General features: G+C 66.6%; 18 protein-coding genes and 2 pseudogenes. 9 read left to right on the top strand and 11 right to left on the bottom strand.

Annotation, left to right across the window (positions count from 1 at the left end; all coding sequences use genetic code 11):
* Positions 1-168 precede the first annotated feature (168 nt).
* Both ltnD and MKK67_RS29580 read right to left on the bottom strand, forming a co-directional pair.
* On the bottom strand, positions 169-1,083 hold the full coding sequence (ltnD, locus tag MKK67_RS29575; protein WP_243972299.1) for an L-threonate dehydrogenase: 915 nt from the start codon (positions 1,081-1,083) through the stop codon (positions 169-171).
* 193 nt (positions 1,084-1,276) lie between these two features.
* Positions 1,277-2,596, bottom strand: a complete 1,320-nt coding sequence (locus MKK67_RS29580; protein WP_243972301.1) for an MFS transporter — start codon at positions 2,594-2,596, stop codon at positions 1,277-1,279.
* Positions 2,597-2,944: 348 nt separating this feature from the next.
* Here MKK67_RS29580 and MKK67_RS29585 point away from each other — a divergent pair, with 348 nt between their 5' ends.
* On the top strand, positions 2,945-3,952 hold the full coding sequence (locus MKK67_RS29585; RefSeq protein WP_243972302.1) for a LacI family DNA-binding transcriptional regulator: 1,008 nt from the start codon (positions 2,945-2,947) through the stop codon (positions 3,950-3,952).
* Positions 3,949-4,626, top strand: a complete 678-nt coding sequence (locus MKK67_RS29590; RefSeq protein WP_243972304.1) for an aldolase — start codon at positions 3,949-3,951, stop codon at positions 4,624-4,626. The genes MKK67_RS29585 and MKK67_RS29590 overlap by 4 nt, the downstream gene beginning before the upstream one ends.
* Before the next feature lie 309 nt (positions 4,627-4,935).
* On the opposite strand, the gene glyS is transcribed toward MKK67_RS29590, so the two are convergent.
* Both glyS and MKK67_RS29600 read right to left on the bottom strand, forming a co-directional pair.
* Entirely contained in the window at positions 4,936-7,089 is a 2,154-nt protein-coding gene (gene glyS / locus MKK67_RS29595) for a glycine--tRNA ligase subunit beta (protein ID WP_243972307.1), read from the bottom strand.
* A gap of 139 nt (positions 7,090-7,228) precedes the next feature.
* Positions 7,229-7,675, bottom strand: coding sequence for a hypothetical protein (locus tag MKK67_RS29600; RefSeq protein ID WP_243972309.1), 447 nt, complete (start codon positions 7,673-7,675; stop codon positions 7,229-7,231).
* A gap of 133 nt (positions 7,676-7,808) precedes the next feature.
* Here MKK67_RS29600 and MKK67_RS29605 point away from each other — a divergent pair, with 133 nt between their 5' ends.
* Both MKK67_RS29605 and MKK67_RS29610 read left to right on the top strand, forming a co-directional pair.
* Positions 7,809-8,048, top strand: coding sequence for a DUF4926 domain-containing protein (locus MKK67_RS29605; RefSeq protein ID WP_243972311.1), 240 nt, complete (start codon positions 7,809-7,811; stop codon positions 8,046-8,048).
* 5 nt (positions 8,049-8,053) lie between these two features.
* Positions 8,054-8,395, top strand: coding sequence for a DUF6883 domain-containing protein (locus MKK67_RS29610; protein ID WP_243972313.1), 342 nt, complete (start codon positions 8,054-8,056; stop codon positions 8,393-8,395).
* 4 nt (positions 8,396-8,399) lie between these two features.
* On the opposite strand, the gene MKK67_RS29615 is transcribed toward MKK67_RS29610, so the two are convergent.
* Complete coding sequence (locus tag MKK67_RS29615; protein ID WP_243972314.1) at positions 8,400-9,308, bottom strand: glycine--tRNA ligase subunit alpha; 909 nt, start codon at positions 9,306-9,308, stop codon at positions 8,400-8,402.
* A gap of 151 nt (positions 9,309-9,459) precedes the next feature.
* Between MKK67_RS29615 and MKK67_RS29620 the strand changes: the two genes are divergently transcribed.
* Together MKK67_RS29620 and MKK67_RS29625 are read left to right on the top strand one after the other, a co-directional pair.
* Positions 9,460-9,918 (top strand): GNAT family N-acetyltransferase, encoded by a 459-nt coding sequence (locus tag MKK67_RS29620; RefSeq protein WP_243972316.1) that lies wholly within the window; start codon positions 9,460-9,462, stop codon positions 9,916-9,918.
* A gap of 142 nt (positions 9,919-10,060) precedes the next feature.
* Complete coding sequence (locus MKK67_RS29625) at positions 10,061-10,336, top strand: hypothetical protein (RefSeq protein ID WP_243972318.1); 276 nt, start codon at positions 10,061-10,063, stop codon at positions 10,334-10,336.
* A gap of 25 nt (positions 10,337-10,361) precedes the next feature.
* On the opposite strand, the gene MKK67_RS29630 is transcribed toward MKK67_RS29625, so the two are convergent.
* From MKK67_RS29630 to MKK67_RS29655, 6 genes and pseudogenes are all read right to left on the bottom strand, one after another.
* Positions 10,362-11,972, bottom strand: coding sequence for a Na+/H+ antiporter (locus MKK67_RS29630; RefSeq protein WP_243972320.1), 1,611 nt, complete (start codon positions 11,970-11,972; stop codon positions 10,362-10,364).
* A gap of 161 nt (positions 11,973-12,133) precedes the next feature.
* Complete coding sequence (locus tag MKK67_RS29635; RefSeq protein WP_243972322.1) at positions 12,134-12,379, bottom strand: toxin-antitoxin system HicB family antitoxin; 246 nt, start codon at positions 12,377-12,379, stop codon at positions 12,134-12,136.
* Between the two features lie 6 nt (positions 12,380-12,385).
* Positions 12,386-12,802, bottom strand: coding sequence for a putative toxin-antitoxin system toxin component, PIN family (locus MKK67_RS29640; protein WP_243972324.1), 417 nt, complete (start codon positions 12,800-12,802; stop codon positions 12,386-12,388).
* Positions 12,803-12,943: 141 nt separating this feature from the next.
* Positions 12,944-13,450 carry an MmcB family DNA repair protein gene (locus MKK67_RS29645; RefSeq protein WP_243972326.1) on the bottom strand — a complete coding sequence of 169 codons (507 nt, stop codon included), beginning with the start codon at positions 13,448-13,450 and terminating at the stop codon, positions 12,944-12,946.
* 120 nt (positions 13,451-13,570) lie between these two features.
* On the bottom strand, positions 13,571-14,347 hold the full coding sequence (locus MKK67_RS29650; RefSeq protein ID WP_243972328.1) for a cobalamin-binding protein: 777 nt from the start codon (positions 14,345-14,347) through the stop codon (positions 13,571-13,573).
* A 25-nt stretch (positions 14,348-14,372) separates the two neighbouring features.
* Positions 14,373-14,893 (bottom strand): annotated as a pseudogene (locus MKK67_RS29655) (DedA family protein).
* Positions 14,894-15,238: 345 nt separating this feature from the next.
* Here MKK67_RS29655 and MKK67_RS29660 point away from each other — a divergent pair.
* The 3 genes and pseudogenes from MKK67_RS29660 to pdxY all read left to right on the top strand — a co-directional run.
* A pseudogene (locus MKK67_RS29660) lies at positions 15,239-15,478 on the top strand (DDE-type integrase/transposase/recombinase); the annotation flags it as partial.
* A 272-nt stretch (positions 15,479-15,750) separates the two neighbouring features.
* Complete coding sequence (locus MKK67_RS29665; RefSeq protein WP_243972330.1) at positions 15,751-17,808, top strand: ATP-dependent nuclease; 2,058 nt, start codon at positions 15,751-15,753, stop codon at positions 17,806-17,808.
* 435 nt (positions 17,809-18,243) lie between these two features.
* Positions 18,244-19,092, top strand: coding sequence for a pyridoxal kinase PdxY (gene pdxY, locus MKK67_RS29670; RefSeq protein ID WP_243972333.1), 849 nt, complete (start codon positions 18,244-18,246; stop codon positions 19,090-19,092).
* Positions 19,093-19,584: the final 492 nt, after the last annotated feature.

Consider the following 19,584-nt stretch of genomic DNA (forward strand, 5'->3'; position numbering starts at 1 on the left):
CCTACCCACGCCCTCATCCTGAGGTGCGGTGAAGCCGCTTCGAAGGAGCCGTCCAGGGATCGCGCGGCCGGCTGGAGCCCTCCTTCGAGGCCCAGCGCTCTTCGATCGCCGGGCACCTCAGGATGAGGGGATGGGTGGGATCGGCGTTGGTCCTGTCAACGGCGCCCCTCATGCCTGCCCCGGCAGCTTGGCGCCCGAGACCTGCGCGTAGAGCCGCGCCACGGAGGCATCGTCGTCCCGACCCATGCCGGCGCCGGACGCCATCAAGAACATCTGGAGCGCCGCCGCGGCCACCGGGACCGGATACTTCTCCGCCCGGGCCATGTCCTGCACGATGCCGAGATCCTTGACGAAGATATCGACCGCGCTCTTCGGCGCGTAGTCGGCGTCGAGGATGTGGGGCACCCGGTTCTCGAACATCCAGGAATTGCCCGCCGACTTGGTGATCACCTCGTAGACGCGGGCCAGGTCGAGGCCCTGCTTGGCGGCAAAGCTCATCGCCTCGCAGGCGGCGGCGATGTGCACGCCGGCGAGCAGCTGGTTGATCATCTTGAAGGCCGCGCCCTGGCCGGCCGCGTCGCCGAGCTCGTAGAGCGTGCCGGCCATGGCATCGAGGGCGGGGCGGGCCTTGGCGAAGGCGGCCGGGGAGCCCGAGGCCAGGAAGGTCAGGCCGCCATCGGCCGCACGGGCGGCGCCGCCGCTCATCGGGGCGTCGAGGTAATGACGGCCGGTGGCCTCCAGCCGCGCTGCCAGCGTGCGGGCGACGGCCGGATCCATGGTCGCCGAGGAGACGAACACGGCGCCTTCCGGCATCGCTGCGGCGGCGCCATGCTCGCCGAACAGCACCGCCTCGGTCTGGGCGGCGTTGACGACCACGCTCACCACCACGTCGGCTCCGTCGGCGGCCTCCGCGGGATGGGCTGCGGCGGTCCCGCCCGCCTCCCGGAAGCGCGCGACGGCCTCCGGGTTCACGTCGCAGGCGGCGACGGAGAAGCCGGCCCGCAGGAGCGAGCCCGCCATGCCGGAACCCATGGAGCCGAGGCCGATCACCGCGGCGCGGCCTGTCTGCTTGGTGGTGGCCATCGGGTTGGGTCCTGCTTCTAAGGTAACAGACTCGGCAGCAAGTGTTTGAAACACCGCGTTTTCCCCTCCCCCTTGCGGGGAGGGGTCAGGGGTGGGGGTGGCTCAGAAGGGACCGCTGAGCCTCATCCGGAACCACCCCCACCTCCGGCTCCTCCCCGCAAGGGGGAGGAGAGGGCGTCGAGGCATACGCGCCTCAGCGGTTGACCATCCTGGCCGGCGTCACGAACACGCAGACCGAGCCGACCACCAGCATCACCGCGAGCGCGTACATGCCGGCCGCGGTGCTGCCGGTGGCGTCGCGCAGCGCGCCGATCACGTAGGGGCTGACGAAGCCCGCGAGGTTCCCCACCGAGTTGATCAGCGCGATGCCGGCCGCCGCGCCGGCGCCGCTCAGGAAGGCGGTGGGCAGGGACCAGAACAGGGGCGAGCAGGTCAGCACGCCGGCCGCCGCCACCGAGAGCGCGGCCACCGCGACCGTGGTCGAGCCCGCGCTCGCCGAGACCACGAAGCCGACGGCGCCGATGAGCGCCGGGATGATCAGGTGCCAGCGGCGCTCGCGCATCCGGTCGGCGCTCAAGCCCAGCAGGACCATCACGACGGCCGCGCACAGGAACGGGATCGCGCTGATCAGGCCGATATTGAGGTTGCCCTGCACGCCGGACGCCTTGACGATCGTCGGCAGCCAGAAGGTCAGGCCGTACTGGCCGGTGACGAAAGCGAAGTAGATCAGGCTCATGAACCAGACGCGGCCGTTGCGGAACACGGTCGCGATCGAGTGCGGGCTCGATTCCTTGCCATGGTTGTCGGCGGCGATGTCGCGCTCGAGGACCTGCTTCTCGGCGTCGGTCAGCCACTTGGCCTCGGCGGGGCGGTTGTCGAGGTAGAGGAACACCGCGACGCCGATCAGCACCGCCGGCACGGCCTCGACCAGAAACATCCATTGCCAGCCGGACAGGCCCTGGGCGCCGTTGAACGCATCCATGATCCAGCCCGAGAGCGGGTTGCCGAAGATCCCCGAGATCGGGATCGCCGCCATGAACACCGCGATGACCTTGGCCCGGCGGTGGGCCGGAAACCACTGCGTCGTGTACAGGATCACGCCCGGGTAGAAGCCGGCCTCGGCGAGACCGAGCAGGAAGCGCATCCCGTAGAAGGTCCATTCCGAGTTCACGAACACGAAGGCGCCGGAGATCACCCCCCAGGTGATCATGATCCGGGCGATCCAGACCCGGGCGCCGACCCGGTGCAGGATCACGTTCGACGGCACCTCGAACAAAAAGTAGCCCAGAAAGAAAATGCCGGCGCCGAGGCCGTAGACCGTCTCGGAGAACTTCAGCTCCTGGGACATCTGCAGCTTGGCGAAGCCGACATTCACCCGGTCGAGATACGCCACCACGTAGCAGAGCATCAGGAACGGCACGAGGCGCCAGAACACCTTGGCGTAGGTCCGGTCGACGAAGGACTTTTCCTCCGCGAGGGATGCGCCCCGCAGCGGGGCGGCTTGAACCGACATCGGCGTTCTCCCTGGTCCGCACCACGTCGAAGCGCGGACGGATACTGATCTTCACCACTCGTTCCGGCGGCGCTGGCGGGGGCTGTAGCGGCTTTTGGCAGCGCTGCCAATCCGGTTGTGCGGAATAATGCAGGACGCTATGTCGGGGTGTAAGGCGCCGCCGAACGCGAGCCCTGCATCCAATCCAACCCCCTCATCCTGAGGTGCCGTAGCGCAGCGGAGGCCTCGAAGGCGGTCTCCAGGGACCACGCCGACATCTGGAGGGCTCCTTCGAGGCCCGCTGACGCGGGCACCTCAGGATGAGGGTGTGGGTGGGAGGTGAGGCACAGTCACAAAAAAGGCCGGGAGATGGATGGATTCCAGCCGCCGGGGCGGCTCGTGACGCTCACCGACGTCGCCCGCGAGGCGGGGGTCGGCGAGAGCACGGTCTCGCGGGTCCTGCGCAACCACGGCTCCTCTTCGAAGCGCGCCCGGGAGCGGGTGGCGGAGGCCGTGGCCCGGCTCGGCTACGTGCCGAACCGCCTCGCCGGCAGCCTCGCGGGACCGGGGGCGAGCGCGCAGCTCGCCGGGGTGATCGTGCCGTCGCTCGCCAACGTGGTCTTCCCCGACCTGCTGCGCGGGCTGACCGGTGCGCTGGACGCCGCGGGTATCCGCTGCGTGATCGGGGTGAGCGATTACGACCCGGACCGGGAGGAGGCGCTCGCCGCCGCGCTCCTGTCGTGGCGCCCGGCCGCGCTGCTGCTCACCGGGCTGGAGCACAATCCCGGGACGGTGGCCCTGGCGAAGGCCGGGGGCGTGCGCGTGGTCGAGATGATCGACACGGATGGCGTGGGGATCGACGCCGTGGTCGGCTTCTCCAACCGGGCGGTGGGGGCGGCGAGCGCCCGGCACCTCGTGGAGCGCGGCTATCGGCGCATCGCCTATCTCGGCCACGACCTGCAGGTGGACCTGCGGGCGGCCAAGCGCCTCGCCGGGTTCGAGGCCGCCTTGGGCGAGGCCGGCTTGTCGCTCCACGGCAGAGAAATCAGACCCGGGCCATCTTCGCCCGGTTCCGGGCGGGCCGGGCTGGAGACGCTGCTGGCGCGCCATCCGGACCTCGACGCGGTCTACTTCTCCAACGACGACATGGCGCTCGGTGGCTACTTCGCCTGCCTGGCGGCGGGCTTGAGCGTGCCGGGGCGGATCGCCCTGTTCGGCTTCAACGGGCTCGACTTCGCGGCGGCGATGCCCCAGCCCCTGTCGACGGTGCGCACACCGCGCCTGGAGATCGGCCGGCAGGCGGCCGCCAGCCTGATCGGCGAAGGTCCCAAGCGCATTGATCTCGGCTTCGAGCTGATCGAGGGAGCGACCGCATGAGTGAGACGGCGTTGCGCGAACAAATCTGTCGCTATGGCCGCTCGCTGTTCGAGCGCGGCCTGACGCCGGGCTCGTCCGGCAACATCTCGCTGCGCCTGCCGGACGGCGGCTGGCTGGTGACGCCGACCAACGCGTCGCTGGGCTTCCTCGACCCGGCCCGGATCTCGCGGCTGGACGCGGACGGCCGGCTGGTCTCGGGCGACAAGCCGACGAAGGAAATCCCGCTGCACAATGCGCTCTACGAGAGCCGGGGGAACGCCAAGGCGATCGTGCATCTGCACTCGACCCACGCGGTGGCGGTCTCGATGCTGCCGGAGATCGACCCGCGCCAGGTTCTGCCGCCGCTGACGCCCTACTACCTGATGCGCACCGGCGGCACCGCGCTGGTGCCCTACTATCGCCCGGGCGACCCCGCGGTGGCGGATGCGATCCGGGGGCTCGCCGGCAAGTACAGCTCGGTGCTGCTCGCCAATCACGGCCCGGTGGTGGCCGGCGACAGCCTGGAGGCCGCGGTCTTCGCCACCGAGGAGCTGGAGGAGACCGCCAAGCTTTATTTGTTACTCCGCAACCTCAATCCGCGGCAGCTCAGCCCCGGGCAGGTGGCGGATCTCGTCAGCCATTTCGGGCTGACCCTGCCGGAGGTGGACGACCATGCCGGGCATGATCATGGGTGAGGCAGCTTCCGGCCGAGGGCTTCCGCCGCACCGTCATCACGCGCGCAGCGAAGTGACCCAGGGCAGCGCGCCATCGCCGAGCGTGGCGCCACGCTGGGTTGCTTCGCTGCGCTCGCAATGACGGGAGAGCCGATCCGCGATCGCGTGGAAACCGCGCGCCCTCCAACCAACCCCCCTCATCCTGAGGTGCTGCGCAGCAGCCTCGAAGGAGCCCTCCAGCCGGCCGCGCGATCCCTGGAGCCCTCCTTCGAGGCTCGCTGCGCTCGCGCCTCAGGATGAGGGCGCGGGTGGGATCGCGAACGGCGCGCGCTACCCCTCGATCTTCGAGAAATCCGCCACCGCGCGGGTCGCGGCGCGGAGCGCGTTGAGGAGCAGCAGGCGGTTCTCGCGGAGCTTCGGGTCGGGGGCGTTGACGGTCACGTCCTGGAAGAAGGCATCGACCGGCGCGCGTAGGGTCGAGAGCGCCCGCATCGCCCCGGCAAAGTCCTCGCTCGCGATGGCCTGGGACGCCGTCGCGGCGGCGCCCGCCAGGGCCTCGGCGAGCGCCCGCTCGGCCGGCTCGCCGGACGCCGCCAGGGCAGAATCGGGCGCGGCATCGTAGGCGCGGCCGTCCTTCTTCTCCTCGATCCGCAGGATGTTCGAGGCGCGCTTGACCCCGGCGACCAGGTTCTTGCCGTCCTCAGTCTCCAGGAAGGCCTGCAGGGCCTCGACCCGGCGCACCACCATCAGCAGGTCGTCCTGGCCGGGCAGCGCAAAAACCGCGTCGATCAGATCGTGCCGGGCGCCCTGGTCGCGCAGGTAGACTTTGAGGCGATCGGCGAAGAAGGCGAGGAGATTACCGTCCGAGGAATTGAAGATCCGCGGAAAGGCCTCGCTCTCAGTCTCTTCTCCAGTCACGGCAGAGACCAAACGTTTGTACGCATCGAATGCGTGCTCTGACAGCTTGAGCCGCAATCCATTCTCGACAACGATTCGGATCACGCCGAGAGCGGCCCTTCGCAGCGCGTAGGGATCCTTACTGCCGGTAGGCTTCTCATTGATGAACCAAAAGCCCACCAGCGTGTCGAGCTTGTCGGCGAGCGCCACCGCGATCGAGACCGGATCGCTCGGCACCCGGTCGGAGGGGCCGACCGGCTTGTAATGCTCCTCGATGGCGGCGCAGACGCTTCCGTGCTCGCCCTGGAGCGCTGCGTATTTCCGGCCCATCAGGCCCTGAAGCTCCGGGAACTCGCCGACCATCTCGGTGACGAGGTCGGCCTTGGCCAAGCGGCCGGCGCGCTCGGCCAGGGCCGGATCGGCCCCGACCAGGGGCGCCAGCTCCTGCGCCAGGGCGGCGATGCGGGCGATCCGCTCGCCCTGGGTGCCGAGCTTTTCGTGGAAGACGATTGCATCGAGCTTGGGTAGCCGGTCTTCCAGGCGAATCGCCTTGTCGGTCTCCCAGAAGAATTTCGCGTCCGACAGCCGCGCCCGCACCACCCGCTCGTTGCCGGCGGTGATCGCGTGGCCGCCGTCGGATGCCAGAAGATTCGAGACCAGGATGAAGGCGGGGGCCAGGTCCTCCGAGCCGCCCGCCGCGTGCCCCTTGCGCAGGACGAAGCACTTCTGGTTCGCCCGGATGGTCGCCCGGATCGCCTCGGCCGGGATGTCGAGGAAGGCCGCATCGAAGGAGCCCATGAGCACCACGGGCCATTCCACCAGGCCAGCCACCTCCTCCAGCAGGCCCTCGTCCTCCACGAGGTCGAGGCCGCGCGCGAAGGCGAGGTCGCGGGCATCGTGCAGGATCACGTCCTTGCGCCGGTCGGCGTCGAGGATGACCTTCGCGCGCTCCAGGGCCTGGATGTAGTCGTCGAACCGGCGGACCTCGATCGGTCCCGGCGCCAGGAAGCGGTGGCCGTAGGTGACGGTCCCGGCCGCGATGCCGCCGACCGCGAACGGCACCACCTCGGGGGTCTCGGTCTCCGGCCCGAAGGTCGCGACGATCGATTGCAGCGGGCGCACCCAGCGCAGGGCGCCGGGCTGAGCGGAGGCCGCGCCCCAGCGCATCGCCTTCGGCCAGGGAAAGCTTTTGATGATCTCGGGCAGGAGCTCGGCGAGCACGTCCAGGGTCTCGCGTCCGGGCCGCTCGATCACCGCGAGGTAGAACTCGCCCTTCTTCGGGTCGGTGATTCTCTGGGCCTCATCCAGGCTCGCCAGGCCGGCGCCCTTCAGGAACCCCTGGATGGCGGCCTCGGGGGCGCCGACCCGCGGGCCGCGGCGCTCCTCTCGCACCGCCTCGCCGCGGGCGGGCAGGCCGGCGATGTGCAGGGCGAGGCGGCGCGGCGTCGAGAACGCCTTAGCGCCCTCGTACAGGAAGCCGCGCTCGACCAGCGCGTCGGTGACGAGTTTCTTCAGATCCTCCGCCGCGCGCCGCTGCATGCGGGCGGGGATCTCTTCCGAGCGGAGTTCGAGCAGGAGGTCGGGCATGGCGCGGCCATATCGCCGCGCCGCAGGCCTGTCGAGGGTCGAACGGTCGGGGCCGTCCTGAGAGCCTCTCACAAATCTCCCGCTGCGCCGTCGCTGCCAGAGGAGAACTCCCGGTGATCGGGAGTTCTGTAAGGTGCTCTTATTGCGCCTCGCCCTTCAGGATGGTGGTGAGCTGCCACTTGCGATCGCCGATCGCGTGGGCATCCGATACCCGCCAGGCGCCATCCTCGCGCACGAGGTCGAAGACGATGGATTTCGAGCCGTCTCCGCCCTTGCGCTCCACCGTGACCTTCGCCTGGTCCTTGCCCTCCGTGGCCTCCTTGAAGGTCAGGGCCTTCACGGTATCGGGCTTCAAGGGCTCGCCGTTGAGGCGGTAGTCGAAATCGAGGCTGCCGGTGGCGCCGTTGGCCTGCTTGGCGTCGGCGTCGAACAGGCCCTGGAGGCGCTTGGTGTAGACGGCCGAGTGATTCGGACGCGGCTCGGCATAGAGCTTCTTGACCACCGCCTCCGGGCCGGGATCGGCCGCGAGCGCCGGGCCGAGGCCGAACGCGAGGACGCCGAGGGCGAGGAGGGTCTGTTTCATCATGGGATTCCCGCGTCTGCGGACGCGCCGAAGCGCGCCGGTTGGCGGGGGTTGCAACGCACGAGGGCGCAAGGGGCTCCGCCGACGACCTGCAGCAGCACTTGCGCGGCTGTGAACGGCGCGCACATGATGCGGCATGTCGTTCGACACGCTGTATCAGTCCCGGGATCCCGTGACGCCCCGGCCGACCTTCGCCGAGCTGAGCGTGGTCGCGGTGCTGCGCGATGTGCAGACCGACGACGGCGTCACGATTCCGGCCGGCACGGAAGGCACGATCGTCGGCATCTGGGCCGGCGGCGAAGCCTACGAGGTCGAGTTCGACGAGCCGGTGGCGGGCAACGCTACGGTTCGCGCAGAAGCCCTACGGGTGGCCTGAGGGCGGTGGCCGACGATTCCGCCGACTGGACCCCCGATCTCACGATCGCCGAATCTAAGATCCACGGCTATTTGCTGAACCTCGATCATCGGAAGGGTCGACACAAAGCCCGCGTCCTGCTGGCCTGCGGCTTCACGCAATCTGGTGGCGACCTGCTGGTCTCGGCCCTCTTCCGACATGCCCGCCCGAGCCAACTCGTCCGCGAGTTCGCGGACGTCTATGGCCGCAAGTTCGTCTACGAAGGGCCTCTTGAGAGCCCGGACGGACGCAACCCGCAGTTTCGGTCCGTGTGGCAATCGAAGCCCGGCGATCCGCGGCGCTTCTTCTGCACCGCCTATCCGCTTTGAGGCCTCACGCCCCGCCTGCCGCCGTCCTGAGCCACGCCGCGCCGCAGGCCTTGGCCAATTCCCGCACCCGCAGGATGTAGCTCTGGCGCTCGGTGACCGAGATCACCCCGCGGGCGTCGAGCAGGTTGAAGACGTGGCTCGCCTTGATGCACTGGTCATAGGCCGGTTGCGCCATGCGGTGGCGCTCGGTCTCGGCGGCAGGCGCGCCCGCGTCGAGATAGGACCGGCAGGCGGCCTCCGCATCGGTGAACTGGCGGAACAGCATCGCCGTGTCGGCCGCCTCGAAGTTGTGGCGGGAATATTCCTGCTCGGCCTGCAGGAACACGTCGCCGTAGGTGATCCGGTCGGCGCCCTCGGCGCCGTTGAAGTCGAGGTCGTAGACGTTCTCGACGCCCTGGACATACATGGCGAGCCGTTCCAGCCCGTAGGTCAGCTCGCCGGCCACGGGAGCGCATTCGAAGCCCGCCACCTGCTGGAAATAGGTGAACTGGCTGACCTCCATCCCGTCGCACCAGCACTCCCAGCCGAGGCCCCAGGCGCCGAGCGTCGGGCTCTCCCAATCGTCCTCGACGAAGCGGATGTCGTGGAGCTTCAGGTCGACCCCGATGGCGTCGAGGGAGGCGAGGTAGAGTTCCTGCAGGTTCGGCGGGTTCGGCTTCAGGATCACCTGGAACTGGTAATAGTGCTGGAGCCGGTTGGGGTTCTCGCCGTAGCGCCCGTCCTTGGGCCGGCGCGACGGCTGGACATAGGCCGCCTTCCAGGGCTTCGGGCCGAGGGCGCGCAGTGTCGTCGCCGGATGGAACGTGCCGGCGCCGACCTCCATGTCGTAGGGCTGGAGGATCACGCAGCCCTGCGCCGCCCAGAACTCCTGCAGCGTCAGGATCAGCCCCTGGAACGATTTCTTTTGGGACATGGGCGGCGAAGGCTCGGCGATGCGGGGCGGATCTGGTGTCGGCGGGCCGGTTTAGGTGCGGGCGGCGGGGGGTGCAAGACGAGGGTCCCTCTTGCGCCCGAGAGGCGGACGATGGTCAGCTTCCCCCGACGCAGCGCGGGAGGGACGGATCGTGACCATCAGCCCGGACAGAATCGCGATCCGCCCGATCGGCGCGGGGGACCGGGCCGCGTGGCTGCCGTTGTGGCGGGGCTACCAGGGCTTCTACAAGGTCGACCTCTCCGATGCGGTTACGGAGAGCACCTGGGGCCGCCTCAACGATCCGGCCGAGCCGGTCGACGGCGCCCTGGCCTGGCGGGGCGCCGAGGCGGTCGGGCTCGTCCACCACATCCGCCACCGCTCGGCCTGGACGATCGGCGATTACTGCTACCTCCAGGACCTGTTCGTGGCGGATGTTGCCCGCGGCGCGGGAATCGGGCGGCGGCTGATCACGCATGTCTACGAAGCCGCGAAGGGCGCCGGGTGTTCGCGCGTCCACTGGCTGACCCACGAGACCAATACCGACGCGATGCTGCTCTACGACCGGATCGCCGAGCGGTCGGGCTTCGTCCAATACCGCAAGATCCTCTGAGATCATCGCCGGGTGTGCGGGCAAGCACGCAAGCCCGACTGTTTTCGGGGCATAGCGGGAACCGTCAAGTTCGAGGCCAAGTTATCGCCGCAAACAGGGGATTTCGGCACCTCGGCGTGCCGAACACGACGGACCACCGATCATGCATCAGGCTCGCACGCGTCACGATTTCGGCCGCAAGAACCTCGCCGTCCTGGCCGCCATCGCCGTCTCCGCCATGGCCGCCACCCCGTTCGTGATGAGCGCCAGCCGCGCGCTCGCGACCCCGGAGGAGCCGACCGTCACCACGACCCTGCGGGTCGAGCCCGTGGAGGTCTCCCCCGTGGCGGCTCCCAAGGAGGCCGCGCCCTGCCTGCGCAAGGTGCGGGTCGTCTACAGCGGCTACGGCACCCCGTCCGACGCCTGCGCCATCCGCTGAGGGCGGCGGCCTCAGGCGAAGTCGGTCACGCGGCGCCGTGGGCCGGCGCCGCGCCGGCGAGGCGCTTCAGGTGGAGTTCCTCCAAGTCGATCTCCCCCTCCAGCGCCCGCAGCACCGAGCTGTGGATGCGGTTCTCCCGGTGCAGGGCGATCAGCGCCGAGCGCCCGGAGCGCACGGCCAGTAGCGCGGCGGCGAAATGCTCGGTCCGCTCGACATCCATGGCGTCGCGCTCGTCGCGCACCCGAGATGTTGCCCGTACCCGGCGGCGATACTCCTCCACGAGGCGCGGGTGCTGGAGCGCGCCGGATTCCGGTGACACCATCTGCTCCAGGGCGGCGAGACCGGCCTCGTTCATCACCACCCGGGCCATGACGGCGTCGAGATGGCCGTCCGGCAGGCTCTGGCTCGGGTCGAGGCGCAGCCGCCGGATCAGCGGCCCGAGCGTCGTGCCCTGGACCAGCACCGTGAACAGGATCACCGCGAAAGACGCCACCAGGATCGCGTCGCGGCCCGGGAAATCCACCGGCAGCGCCAGCGCGGCGGCGAGCGTCACCACCCCGCGCATGCCGGCCCAGCCGATGATCAGCGGCACCCGCGGATCCGGGCGGGGTTCCTGGGCGCGCACCCGGGCCGACAGGATCCGCCGCAGGTAGACGGCCGGAAAGACCCAGAGCAGACGGGCGACCACGCAGGCCGCCGTGACGGTGACCGCCAGGGGTAGGCCGGTGGCGAGCGGCCCGAAATCGCCGCCGGTCCGGGCGAGCACGCCGCGCAGGGCCAGCCCGATCAGCACGAAGACCAGGGCCTCCAGCACGAAGACCACGAATTCCCACACCGCCACGGCGTGGCGCCGGACATGGGCGTCGAAGGTCTCGTGCTCGCGCCCGCCCATCATCAGCCCGCAGGCGACCACGGCGAGCACCCCGGAGGCGTGGATCTCCTCGGCGGCGAGATAGGCGGCGTAGGAAGCCAGAAAGCTCAGCACCGTCACGGCGTTGGCATCGTGCAGGCGCCGCACCAGCGCGTTCACCGCGAAACCGCAGGCGAGCCCGACCGCGACGCCCGCCACCGCCAGCCAGGCGAAGCTGCTCGCCGCCGCCCAGGCGCTGAAGCTCCCGGTCAGCGCCGCCGCCACGGCGAAGCGATAGAGCACGAGGCCGGAGGCGTCGTTGACGAGGCTCTCGCCTTCCAGGACCGTGACCATCCGGCGGGGCAGGGCGACCCGGGCCAGCACCGCCTTGGCGGCGACCGCGTCCGGCGGCGACACGATGGCGCCGAGGGCGAAGCAGGCGGCCCAGGGCAGGGCCGGCACCACCGCGTGGGCGACGAGCCCGACCACCAGGGTGGTGAACAGCACGGCGCCCAGCGACAGCGACAGGATCGGGGCGAGGCTCGCCCGGAAATCGCGCCAGACGGTGAAATAGGCCGATTCGAGCAGCAGCGGCGGCAGGAACAGGACCATGATCAGGTCCGGATCGAGATCGAAGGCCGGCAGGCCCGGCGCCACCGCCAGCGCCATGCCGCCGAGCACCAGGGCGGCGGCCGGCGGAAACCCGAGCCGCCCGGCCACCAGAGACAGCAACAGGGCCGCCCCGAGGAGCGCGAGGATCAATTCAAACAGGGCGACGGGCGTCATCGGTCGATCAGGTTCGGCGCGGGGGCTCCGGCAAGCGCGGCCTTTCTAATCGGGTTTCGCAAAACGGCGGAATAGGCTTGCCAATACCGGCAGGCAGGAGCCCAAAACCCATCGATATTCCGGCCGCCCCAGGATCGACGGACGATGCTGGGAGAGACCGATCAGTCCGGCAAACGATCGTCCGGCGCCGGCGGGAGGCCGTCCTGCCGGTTCATGACGCGATCGAACGCGGCCAGATCCGCGCGTCCGCCGCGTTCGGCGAGGAACGTCACCGCCTTCATCGCCGAGAGCTTCTCGGCCACGGCCGTTGCGACGAACTGGTCCAGCGTCGTGCCGCCCTCGCGGGCGATCCGCTCGGCCACATCGGTCAGCGCAGGCGGCAGTTGCACCGTGACGTCGCGATCCATGACCCGTCAGCTCCTTCTCAGGATGTCGCCCGGACCGACGACCTCGATCCCGAAGACGCCGGGTGCGGCTCCGAAATCCGCCTTGTTGAACGTGACGATCGCGTCGGCACGCCCGTTCACCGCCACCTCGAGAACCATCTCGTCCGCAGGATCCCGCAGGCGCGGACGCCAGAGATAATGGATCGCGACGGGCTCGGCGAACAGGGCCAGCACGTCGAGGACGTTGACGACATCCGCCGCCGAGATCCGCGCCGCCTGCAGATGCTCCGGCCGCAGGGCGACGGCCTCGTATTCCAGGAACAGCGGGACGCTGAGCAGCATCCGGATCTCTCCGGCTCGGATCCGGCGCAGCAGCGCGGCCGAACCGCCGGACGGGCTGCGAAGCGCCGCCACGATGATGTTGGTGTCGAGAACCAGGCGCATGGACGGGGCCGAGTCGGCGCGGGCGGCCCCTCAGCCTAGCGCATCGTGCCGGATACCGGAACCGGCGCGATGCGCTAGGTCTTTGCTGGGCATCGTCTTTTTCCGAAAGCCGGAGCCCGCCTTTCGGGACGATGCTACAGCTCAGAGCGCCCCTTCCCGCACCGCGCCGGGATCGGCCAGCGCGTGCAGGATGCGGGCGGCGCTGTGGGCGAAGCGGAGGGTGACGGCCTTGCGGCGGGGGCCGCTGAGCGGGTGCTCGGGGGCTTCCCGCAGGATGCCGGCGCCGTAGCCGTCGGCGACGATCAGGCCGCATTCCTCCGGGATCAGGGATTCGGGCACGTCCTCGGGGATGGCGAAGAAGAACCGATCGCAGAAGTCCCTGTAATCAGGCCACTTTCTGTCGGCTCGGAAATCCGCGACGCTCGACTTGATCTCCACGATGGTGAGCCGGCCGGCGCCGCACAGGGCGATCACGTCGGCGCGGCGGCCGTTGACCAGCGAGAATTCCGGCAGGGTGACGCAGCCCATCTCGGAGAACAGGCGGCGCACGCCGCGCTGGATCCGCAGGGCGGTGGGCGATTGCCTCCTGTCGGGGGGCAGGATCACGTCGCCCGCCGGGAGCGCGGGGAGGCCGAGGGAAGCGGACATGCGGGGTCGGGATGCGCCTGTGTCGATTCGGGACATCCTGCCGAATCGCAGCCGATCCGTCACCTGCGGCGCGGCATCGCCCCCGGATCGCTCCGGAAACAATCTTTTCCAATCAGATACTTAGGCCAAAAAACCTTGGATCGCGGCAAAGCCGTCGGTGAGCGCCGCGGGGCCCGGCTGGAGGATCAGCGGCGCCTTGATCTCGTGGATCCGGCCCTCGCGCACCGCCGGGATCGCGTCCCAGCCGGGGCGGGACCGGATGCGGTCGAGGTTGACCTTCTTGCCGCACCAGGAGGCCAGGATCACATCGGGGGCGGCGGCGATGACCTGCTCGGGGGTGACGATCCGGTCCTTCGCGGCCGGCTGCCGGGCGAGCTCCGGGAACACGTCCCGGCCCCCGGCATAGCCGATCAACTCGGAGACCCAGCCGATTCCGGAGATCATCGGCGCGTCCCACTCCTCGAAATACACGCGAAGGCTGGGCGCATTCTTCGCGCGCGCTTCAGCCTGAGTCAGCGTCTCTGCGAAGTTTTGGGCCAGCGCCGCGGCCCGCTCCGGAACCCCGACCAGGGCCCCCAGGGTGCGGATCATCGCCAGGCAGCCCGCCACATCCCTCTGGTTGAACAGGTGGACGGCGATACCCGCGCGGGCCAGATCGGCGACGATCCCGGCCTGGAGGTCGGAAAACGCCAGGACGAGGTCCGGCGCCAGCGCCAGGATTTTGGGGAGGTCGGCGCTGGTGAAGGCCGAGACCCGGGGCTTCTCCCGGCGGACCCGGGGCGGGCGCACCGCGTAGCCCGAGACGCCGACGATCCGGTCCTCCTCACCCAGAAGGTACAGGGTCTCGACGGTCTCCTCGGTGAGGCAGACGATGCGCTCCGGGGGGAAGCGGCGCATCAGCGGGCGCGCCCGAACACGACCATCAGCGGTCGAGCCAGGCGAGCAGCCCGGCCCCGGGGGCGAGCAGCACGAAGGCCCAGACCAGGGCCGAGGCGACGTTGGCCAGCTGGAACGGCAGCCGCGCAGACCGAGGGTGCCGGCGAGCAGCGGCACCAGGGCCCGGGCCGGCCCGAAGAAGCGCCCCAGCGCCACCGCGGCGATGCCCCAGCGGCCGATGAAGGTTTCCGCCTTGGCGACGAGGTCGGGATAGCGCCGCAGCGGCCATTTCGTGCGGGCGCCCGGCCCGACCCAGCGCCCGACCTCGTAGGAGAGCCAATCCCCCAGGGCGGCGCCGAGCGCCGCCGCGCCGATCACCGGCCAGAGCGGGATGTCGGCCCCCCCGACCAGGGCGCCGATGCCGATCAGGATCACGGTGGCCGGCACGAACAGCGACAGGATCGCGATCGACTCGCAGAAGGCGAGCCCCCCGGCGATCAGCGGGGTCCAGACCTTGTGCGCCTCGACGAAGGCGAGGGTCGAGCTGCGCAGGGCTTCGATGTCCATCGGGCTCGGGGGGCGGCGGGGCGACCCGACCCATCTGAGGCCGGGGAGGGCGGGGGACAAGGGTTTTGGGTATTGGGTGGGGACGCAAGCAGGAGGCGCCGCCGGGGATCGGGTCGCCCCGAGATTTCGAATTTAGATCAAGGAATTGATGATTATAGTTGTCTTGCGCCGCTGCAGCCAACCCCTCATTACGTGAGGCGCGTTGCGTACCTGCGTTCTGAAATGCCGACTGCGTACGCCCCATTTTCACTTATTTGGTCGCTTATCGGACCATCACATCATCCCATGAGCGGACGCTACCGGTTGCGACCGATTGTTCGCATACGGCTAGTTACGGAACGGGGCGCGCTCGCCGAGAATCGGGATCAGGGCCGGCTACCCCGGGCACCAACCCACCCCGTTACCAAGCACCTGCAGCAAGGCATCGAGAGCGATCACTTCCGGGTGAGACGGGCGATGCTGCGGGTGGATGGCTTCCCCTCGTTCCATACGGCGCGGAGCACGATCGGCGGATTCGAAGCTATGCTTTGGCTGCGCAAGGGCTTCGGCTTCGCCGATGCCTGAACTGTGCGCGAGCAAAACTAGCTGCTGGCCTGCTGCTTCGGACTTCCTGTTGCAAACAAAGCATGAAAGCGGGACGGCAGAGGCTCTTCCGTCGCCCGTAGCCGCGTTTGCGACAAGCTCACTACCTTACCGCCGGCGGCCTCGCTGCCCCAGTCAGCCAATGGTCATGAGTCCGAACATTAAACCCTCATAATTCACTTACATTGGCGAGCATCATATTCTAAGTTGCATTCTCAACCTACTTGTGTATTAATCGAGGCAAATTCAGAGAATGAAAAATCATTGGACAACAAATGCGCTTAACCAAGCTAGAAGTAATAAATTTTCGCGGCATTGAACACGTCGAAGTGTCCCTAGATCGCAAGATTAGCGTTATAGTTGGTCAAAACGCGATTGGAAAAACTACTATCTTAGAAGCAATACGTTTGGCCAAGTCGGTTTTGAGTCCTAGATTTTCTGGAGAGGCAACCAACGTACTTCAGCAGCTTGGAGTAATGTCCCCTCATCATCAGTTCTTCGGTATTCGAGGCGTTGACGCGAGGGCGTTGACGGCCAACCCAAATACGCCAACTACTATTCGATTGGATATCAGATTATCTGACGCCGAAAGAGAAATACTTAAGGAGCAACGGCAGCAATTTGCCCGTCTTGAGTTACAGTCACGGTTAGGCAGCGACTTTGAGGCAAATCAGGACCGGTTTACACAATTTCTCTCAAACATAGCCGGCAAGGAGCAGCTTAACACTTCGCTAAAAAACGTAGATGAATACATATCCCGACTTGAGACGAGTCTAGATATAAGCCTAAAGCTTACTATAGACCACAGTTCGGGGAATTTTATAGGAGCCGACAACTTCGCGCAGCAGGCTGTTTCGGTTATAGAAAGAACTCTTCCTCCAAATCTTGCCAAATTCAGCTATTATCAAGCCGATCGATCATTCCCTCAAGGTGAAGTTCAAATACAATTAGGCTCGCAAGACGCACAACAGCTTGTACAATCGCATTTCTCAACACCTTCTGTTAAATATCACCGGCTGAAGATTTCGATAGCTGCTGGCGTAATTGCGGGTCGGTTAAGCCAAAATGACCTAGAAAAGAATTTTTCCGCAGTGTTCGACGCATTGCTTCCAGGAAAATCCTTCTCAAAAGTCGAGATTAGCCAGATAGGCGTCGTTCGAGTAGTTGTACGGGATAAAATTTCAGGTAAAGAATTCGACATTGATGGATTAAGTAGCGGTGAGAAAGGTCTGGTCTTGACCTTTTTATCGCTCTTTGAGTCTCTCGCAGATGGGGCGATTGTATTACTCGATGAGCCAGAGCTGCATCTAAATCCCGGCGTAACTCGGAATATCATAAAAACTCTATTAGAACGTGTGTGCGCGACAGCGAACGCCCAGTTAATTGTCACAACACATTCCGCAGAAATTCTGAGCGATGCTTATGAATCAGAGGATTGCAGACTCTATACCCTTAGGGGACCTAAAGACCTGTCGCCAGTCTATCCAGAAGATAGCTCTAAAGTTATTGAAATTCTGAATGATCTGGGAGTTACCACTGCCGACGTGCTATTCAACAAAGGAGCTATTTTCGTCGAAGGTCCTCACGACTCCGAATTACTTTCTGATGGATTTGGCGATGTCATTTCTTCGTACAAAATCACGAAAATGGGCGGCAGATTCGAAGTCGAAAAGGCAGTAAAATCCTTGGAAAAGAATACAGACCCGACTATTAGAGGTAAGCGACAACTTTTCATCATAGACGGGGATAGGAAAAAGACCGATCTGAAAACCGTTGGCGATCTCCATGTGCTTCAATGGTCAAAATATTGCTTCGAAAACTATTTAATCGATGATCGTGTTTTGTATAATGTGATCAATGAGAACACCAAATCAACAGTTGGGTCTCGAGCGGAGTTCGCTTCATCTATTCGAGAACTGGCGTTTGGCCAGATTTCAAACATCGCTATAAAGCAAGCTTACGCGGAATTTGAACCGGAAAATTCTGGTCTTCGGCCTAGTGAGATGAAAGACAAATCCATCACTGAATTTGCAGAGGTGCTTTGGAATCGCATCGCAAGAATTGGGTTACAAACGTCCAATCTAAATAAATCTACTTGGATTGCCACACTTACAAAACGGGCCTCGGAAATCGAAGCCAACCTTCAGTCAGACTGGATTGAAAGTTGGAGATCAGACGCGGACGGGAAAATTTTACTAGAAGATATATTCCAAAAATATACCGTCAATGTGGATAGACTCACCATGAAGCGCAAGATCATTAAAGCGATGAAAAATGAAGGCACTGAAAACTGGCACACAATTAAGGCGTTAATCTCAGCTGAATTAGCATAGTCGCTCGGATGTTGATCGCGCCGCTCCTGCCAGTGAAGCGGCCAAGTCAAAAGAATGTTGCTCTATAGTTGCATGGTTACGCGATAGTTAAGAGCCTCTCACAAAACGCCTTCTGCGCTGTCGTGTGCAGAGGGCGGCGCCCGGTGATCGGGCGTTTTGTGAGGTGCTCTAACTTGATTACCATGCCGGTCGACGGTTGATCCTGCATCTGATACATAGCTTGCGAATGTCTGATATCTGATCATTCACCGCCAAAATTCGAACGCCCGCTTCCCTGATCGTCTACTCGAAAGCGGCTGTCCGTAAATCCACTCCTCATAATCCGTCTGATCAAGCACCAACCGTCAAATCTGAACCACCCACCTACACGCTTGCGCCCGCGCCCCGGATCGCCGACAGCTTCGGCTCTCCCCACGGCACCGGGAATCACCCGCGTTGAACGTCCTGTCGATCCAGTCCCACGTCGCCTACGGCCATGTCGGCAACGCGGCGGCGGTGTTCCCGATGCAGCGGCTCGGGGTCGAGGTCTGGCCGGTCCACACGGTGCAGTTCTCCAACCACACCGGCTACGGGGCGTGGCGCGGCCCGGTCTTCGAGGCGGGGATGATCCGCGACGTGGTCCGGGGCATCGGCGAGCGCGGGGTGCTGGGCACCTGCGACGCGGTGCTCTCGGGCTATATGGGCTCGGCCGAGATCGGGGCCGCGATCCTGGAGGCGGTGGCCTCCGTGCGGGCGGCCAACCCCCGGGCACTCTATTGCTGCGATCCGGTGATCGGCGACGTCGCGGAGGGCGTCTATGTGCGGCCGGGGATCGAGGCGTTCCTGCGCGAGCGCGCCGTGCCGGTGGCCGACATCCTCACCCCCAACCAGTTCGAGCTCGGCCTGCTCACCGGCCTGCCGAGCCGCACCCTGCCCGAGGCCGGGGCGGCGATCGCGGCGCTCCAGGCAAGGGGCCCCCGGGTGGTGCTGGTCACCTCGGCGCTCTGCGCGGACACGCCGGCCGACAGCCTCGACCTGCTGGCCGGGGCGGAGGGCCGGGTGTTCCGGGTCCGCACCCCGCGGCTCGCCATCGCGGTGAACGGCGCGGGCGACTGCATCGCGGCCCTGTTCCTGGTCCACTACGCCCGCACCGGCTCGGCCGCCGCGGCGCTCGGCGCCGCCGCCGCCTCGGTCTACGGCCTCCTGAAGCGCACCGCCGAGGCCGGCTCCCGGGAGATCCTCACCGTGGCCGCGCAGGAGGAGTATGTGAGCCCGAGCGAGACGTTCGTGGTGGAGGCGGTGTGAGGGGCGCAGCGCCCCGCCTCCCACCCACACCCTCGTCCTGAGGCGCCGGAGCGAAGCGGAGGCCTCCAGCCGGCCGCGCGCTCCCTGGAGGGCTCCTTCGAGGCGGCTGCGCCGCACCTCAGGATGAGGGGATTGGGTGGGCGGGACGGCGCGCGGGGCCGGGCCCTTGGGCTTGCGAAAGCCGCCACGTGCCCCCTCTCCCGTGCGGGAGAGGGTTGGGGTGAGGGATGCGCCCTCTCCGGACAAACCTGTCCCCTCACCCTGTCCCTCTCCCGCACGGGAGAGGGGACCCGCGCCACACCCGGGGCTGGGTGAACCCGCTCGCCCACAAGGGACGCGGGCGGCGCTTCCCCGCATCCCCCCGCACCCAGGACCGTTCGCTCGTGCGTCACCGGAAAAATCACCGAGCGGGCCATCAACCACTGCGCGCGCGCCCGGCTGGAGGCCTCCGCTTCGCTCCGGCGCCTCAGGACGAGGGTGTGGGTGGGAGGC

It is taken from the genome of Methylobacterium sp. J-072, assembly GCF_022829425.1.
Taxonomy (GTDB): Bacteria; Pseudomonadota; Alphaproteobacteria; order Rhizobiales; family Beijerinckiaceae; genus Methylobacterium.

Excerpts from the sequence above, each read along its gene's own strand:
- ltnD (WP_243972299.1), bottom strand. The coding sequence starts at position 1,083 with ATGGCCACCACCAAGCAGACAGGCCGCGCCGCGGTGATCGGCCTCGGC.
- MKK67_RS29580 (WP_243972301.1), bottom strand. The coding sequence starts at position 2,596 with ATGTCGGTTCAAGCCGCCCCGCTGCGGGGCGCATCCCTCGCGGAGGAA.
- MKK67_RS29585 (WP_243972302.1), top strand. The coding sequence starts at position 2,945 with ATGGATGGATTCCAGCCGCCGGGGCGGCTCGTGACGCTCACCGACGTC.
- MKK67_RS29590 (WP_243972304.1), top strand. The coding sequence starts at position 3,949 with ATGAGTGAGACGGCGTTGCGCGAACAAATCTGTCGCTATGGCCGCTCG.
- glyS (WP_243972307.1), bottom strand. The coding sequence starts at position 7,089 with ATGCCCGACCTCCTGCTCGAACTCCGCTCGGAAGAGATCCCCGCCCGC.
- MKK67_RS29600 (WP_243972309.1), bottom strand. The coding sequence starts at position 7,675 with ATGATGAAACAGACCCTCCTCGCCCTCGGCGTCCTCGCGTTCGGCCTC.
- MKK67_RS29605 (WP_243972311.1), top strand. The coding sequence starts at position 7,809 with ATGTCGTTCGACACGCTGTATCAGTCCCGGGATCCCGTGACGCCCCGG.
- MKK67_RS29615 (WP_243972314.1), bottom strand. The coding sequence starts at position 9,308 with ATGTCCCAAAAGAAATCGTTCCAGGGGCTGATCCTGACGCTGCAGGAG.
- MKK67_RS29625 (WP_243972318.1), top strand. The coding sequence starts at position 10,061 with ATGCATCAGGCTCGCACGCGTCACGATTTCGGCCGCAAGAACCTCGCC.
- MKK67_RS29630 (WP_243972320.1), bottom strand. The coding sequence starts at position 11,972 with ATGACGCCCGTCGCCCTGTTTGAATTGATCCTCGCGCTCCTCGGGGCG.
- MKK67_RS29635 (WP_243972322.1), bottom strand. The coding sequence starts at position 12,379 with ATGGATCGCGACGTCACGGTGCAACTGCCGCCTGCGCTGACCGATGTG.
- MKK67_RS29640 (WP_243972324.1), bottom strand. The coding sequence starts at position 12,802 with ATGCGCCTGGTTCTCGACACCAACATCATCGTGGCGGCGCTTCGCAGC.
- MKK67_RS29645 (WP_243972326.1), bottom strand. The coding sequence starts at position 13,450 with ATGTCCGCTTCCCTCGGCCTCCCCGCGCTCCCGGCGGGCGACGTGATC.
- MKK67_RS29650 (WP_243972328.1), bottom strand. The coding sequence starts at position 14,347 with ATGCGCCGCTTCCCCCCGGAGCGCATCGTCTGCCTCACCGAGGAGACC.
- MKK67_RS29665 (WP_243972330.1), top strand. The coding sequence starts at position 15,751 with ATGCGCTTAACCAAGCTAGAAGTAATAAATTTTCGCGGCATTGAACAC.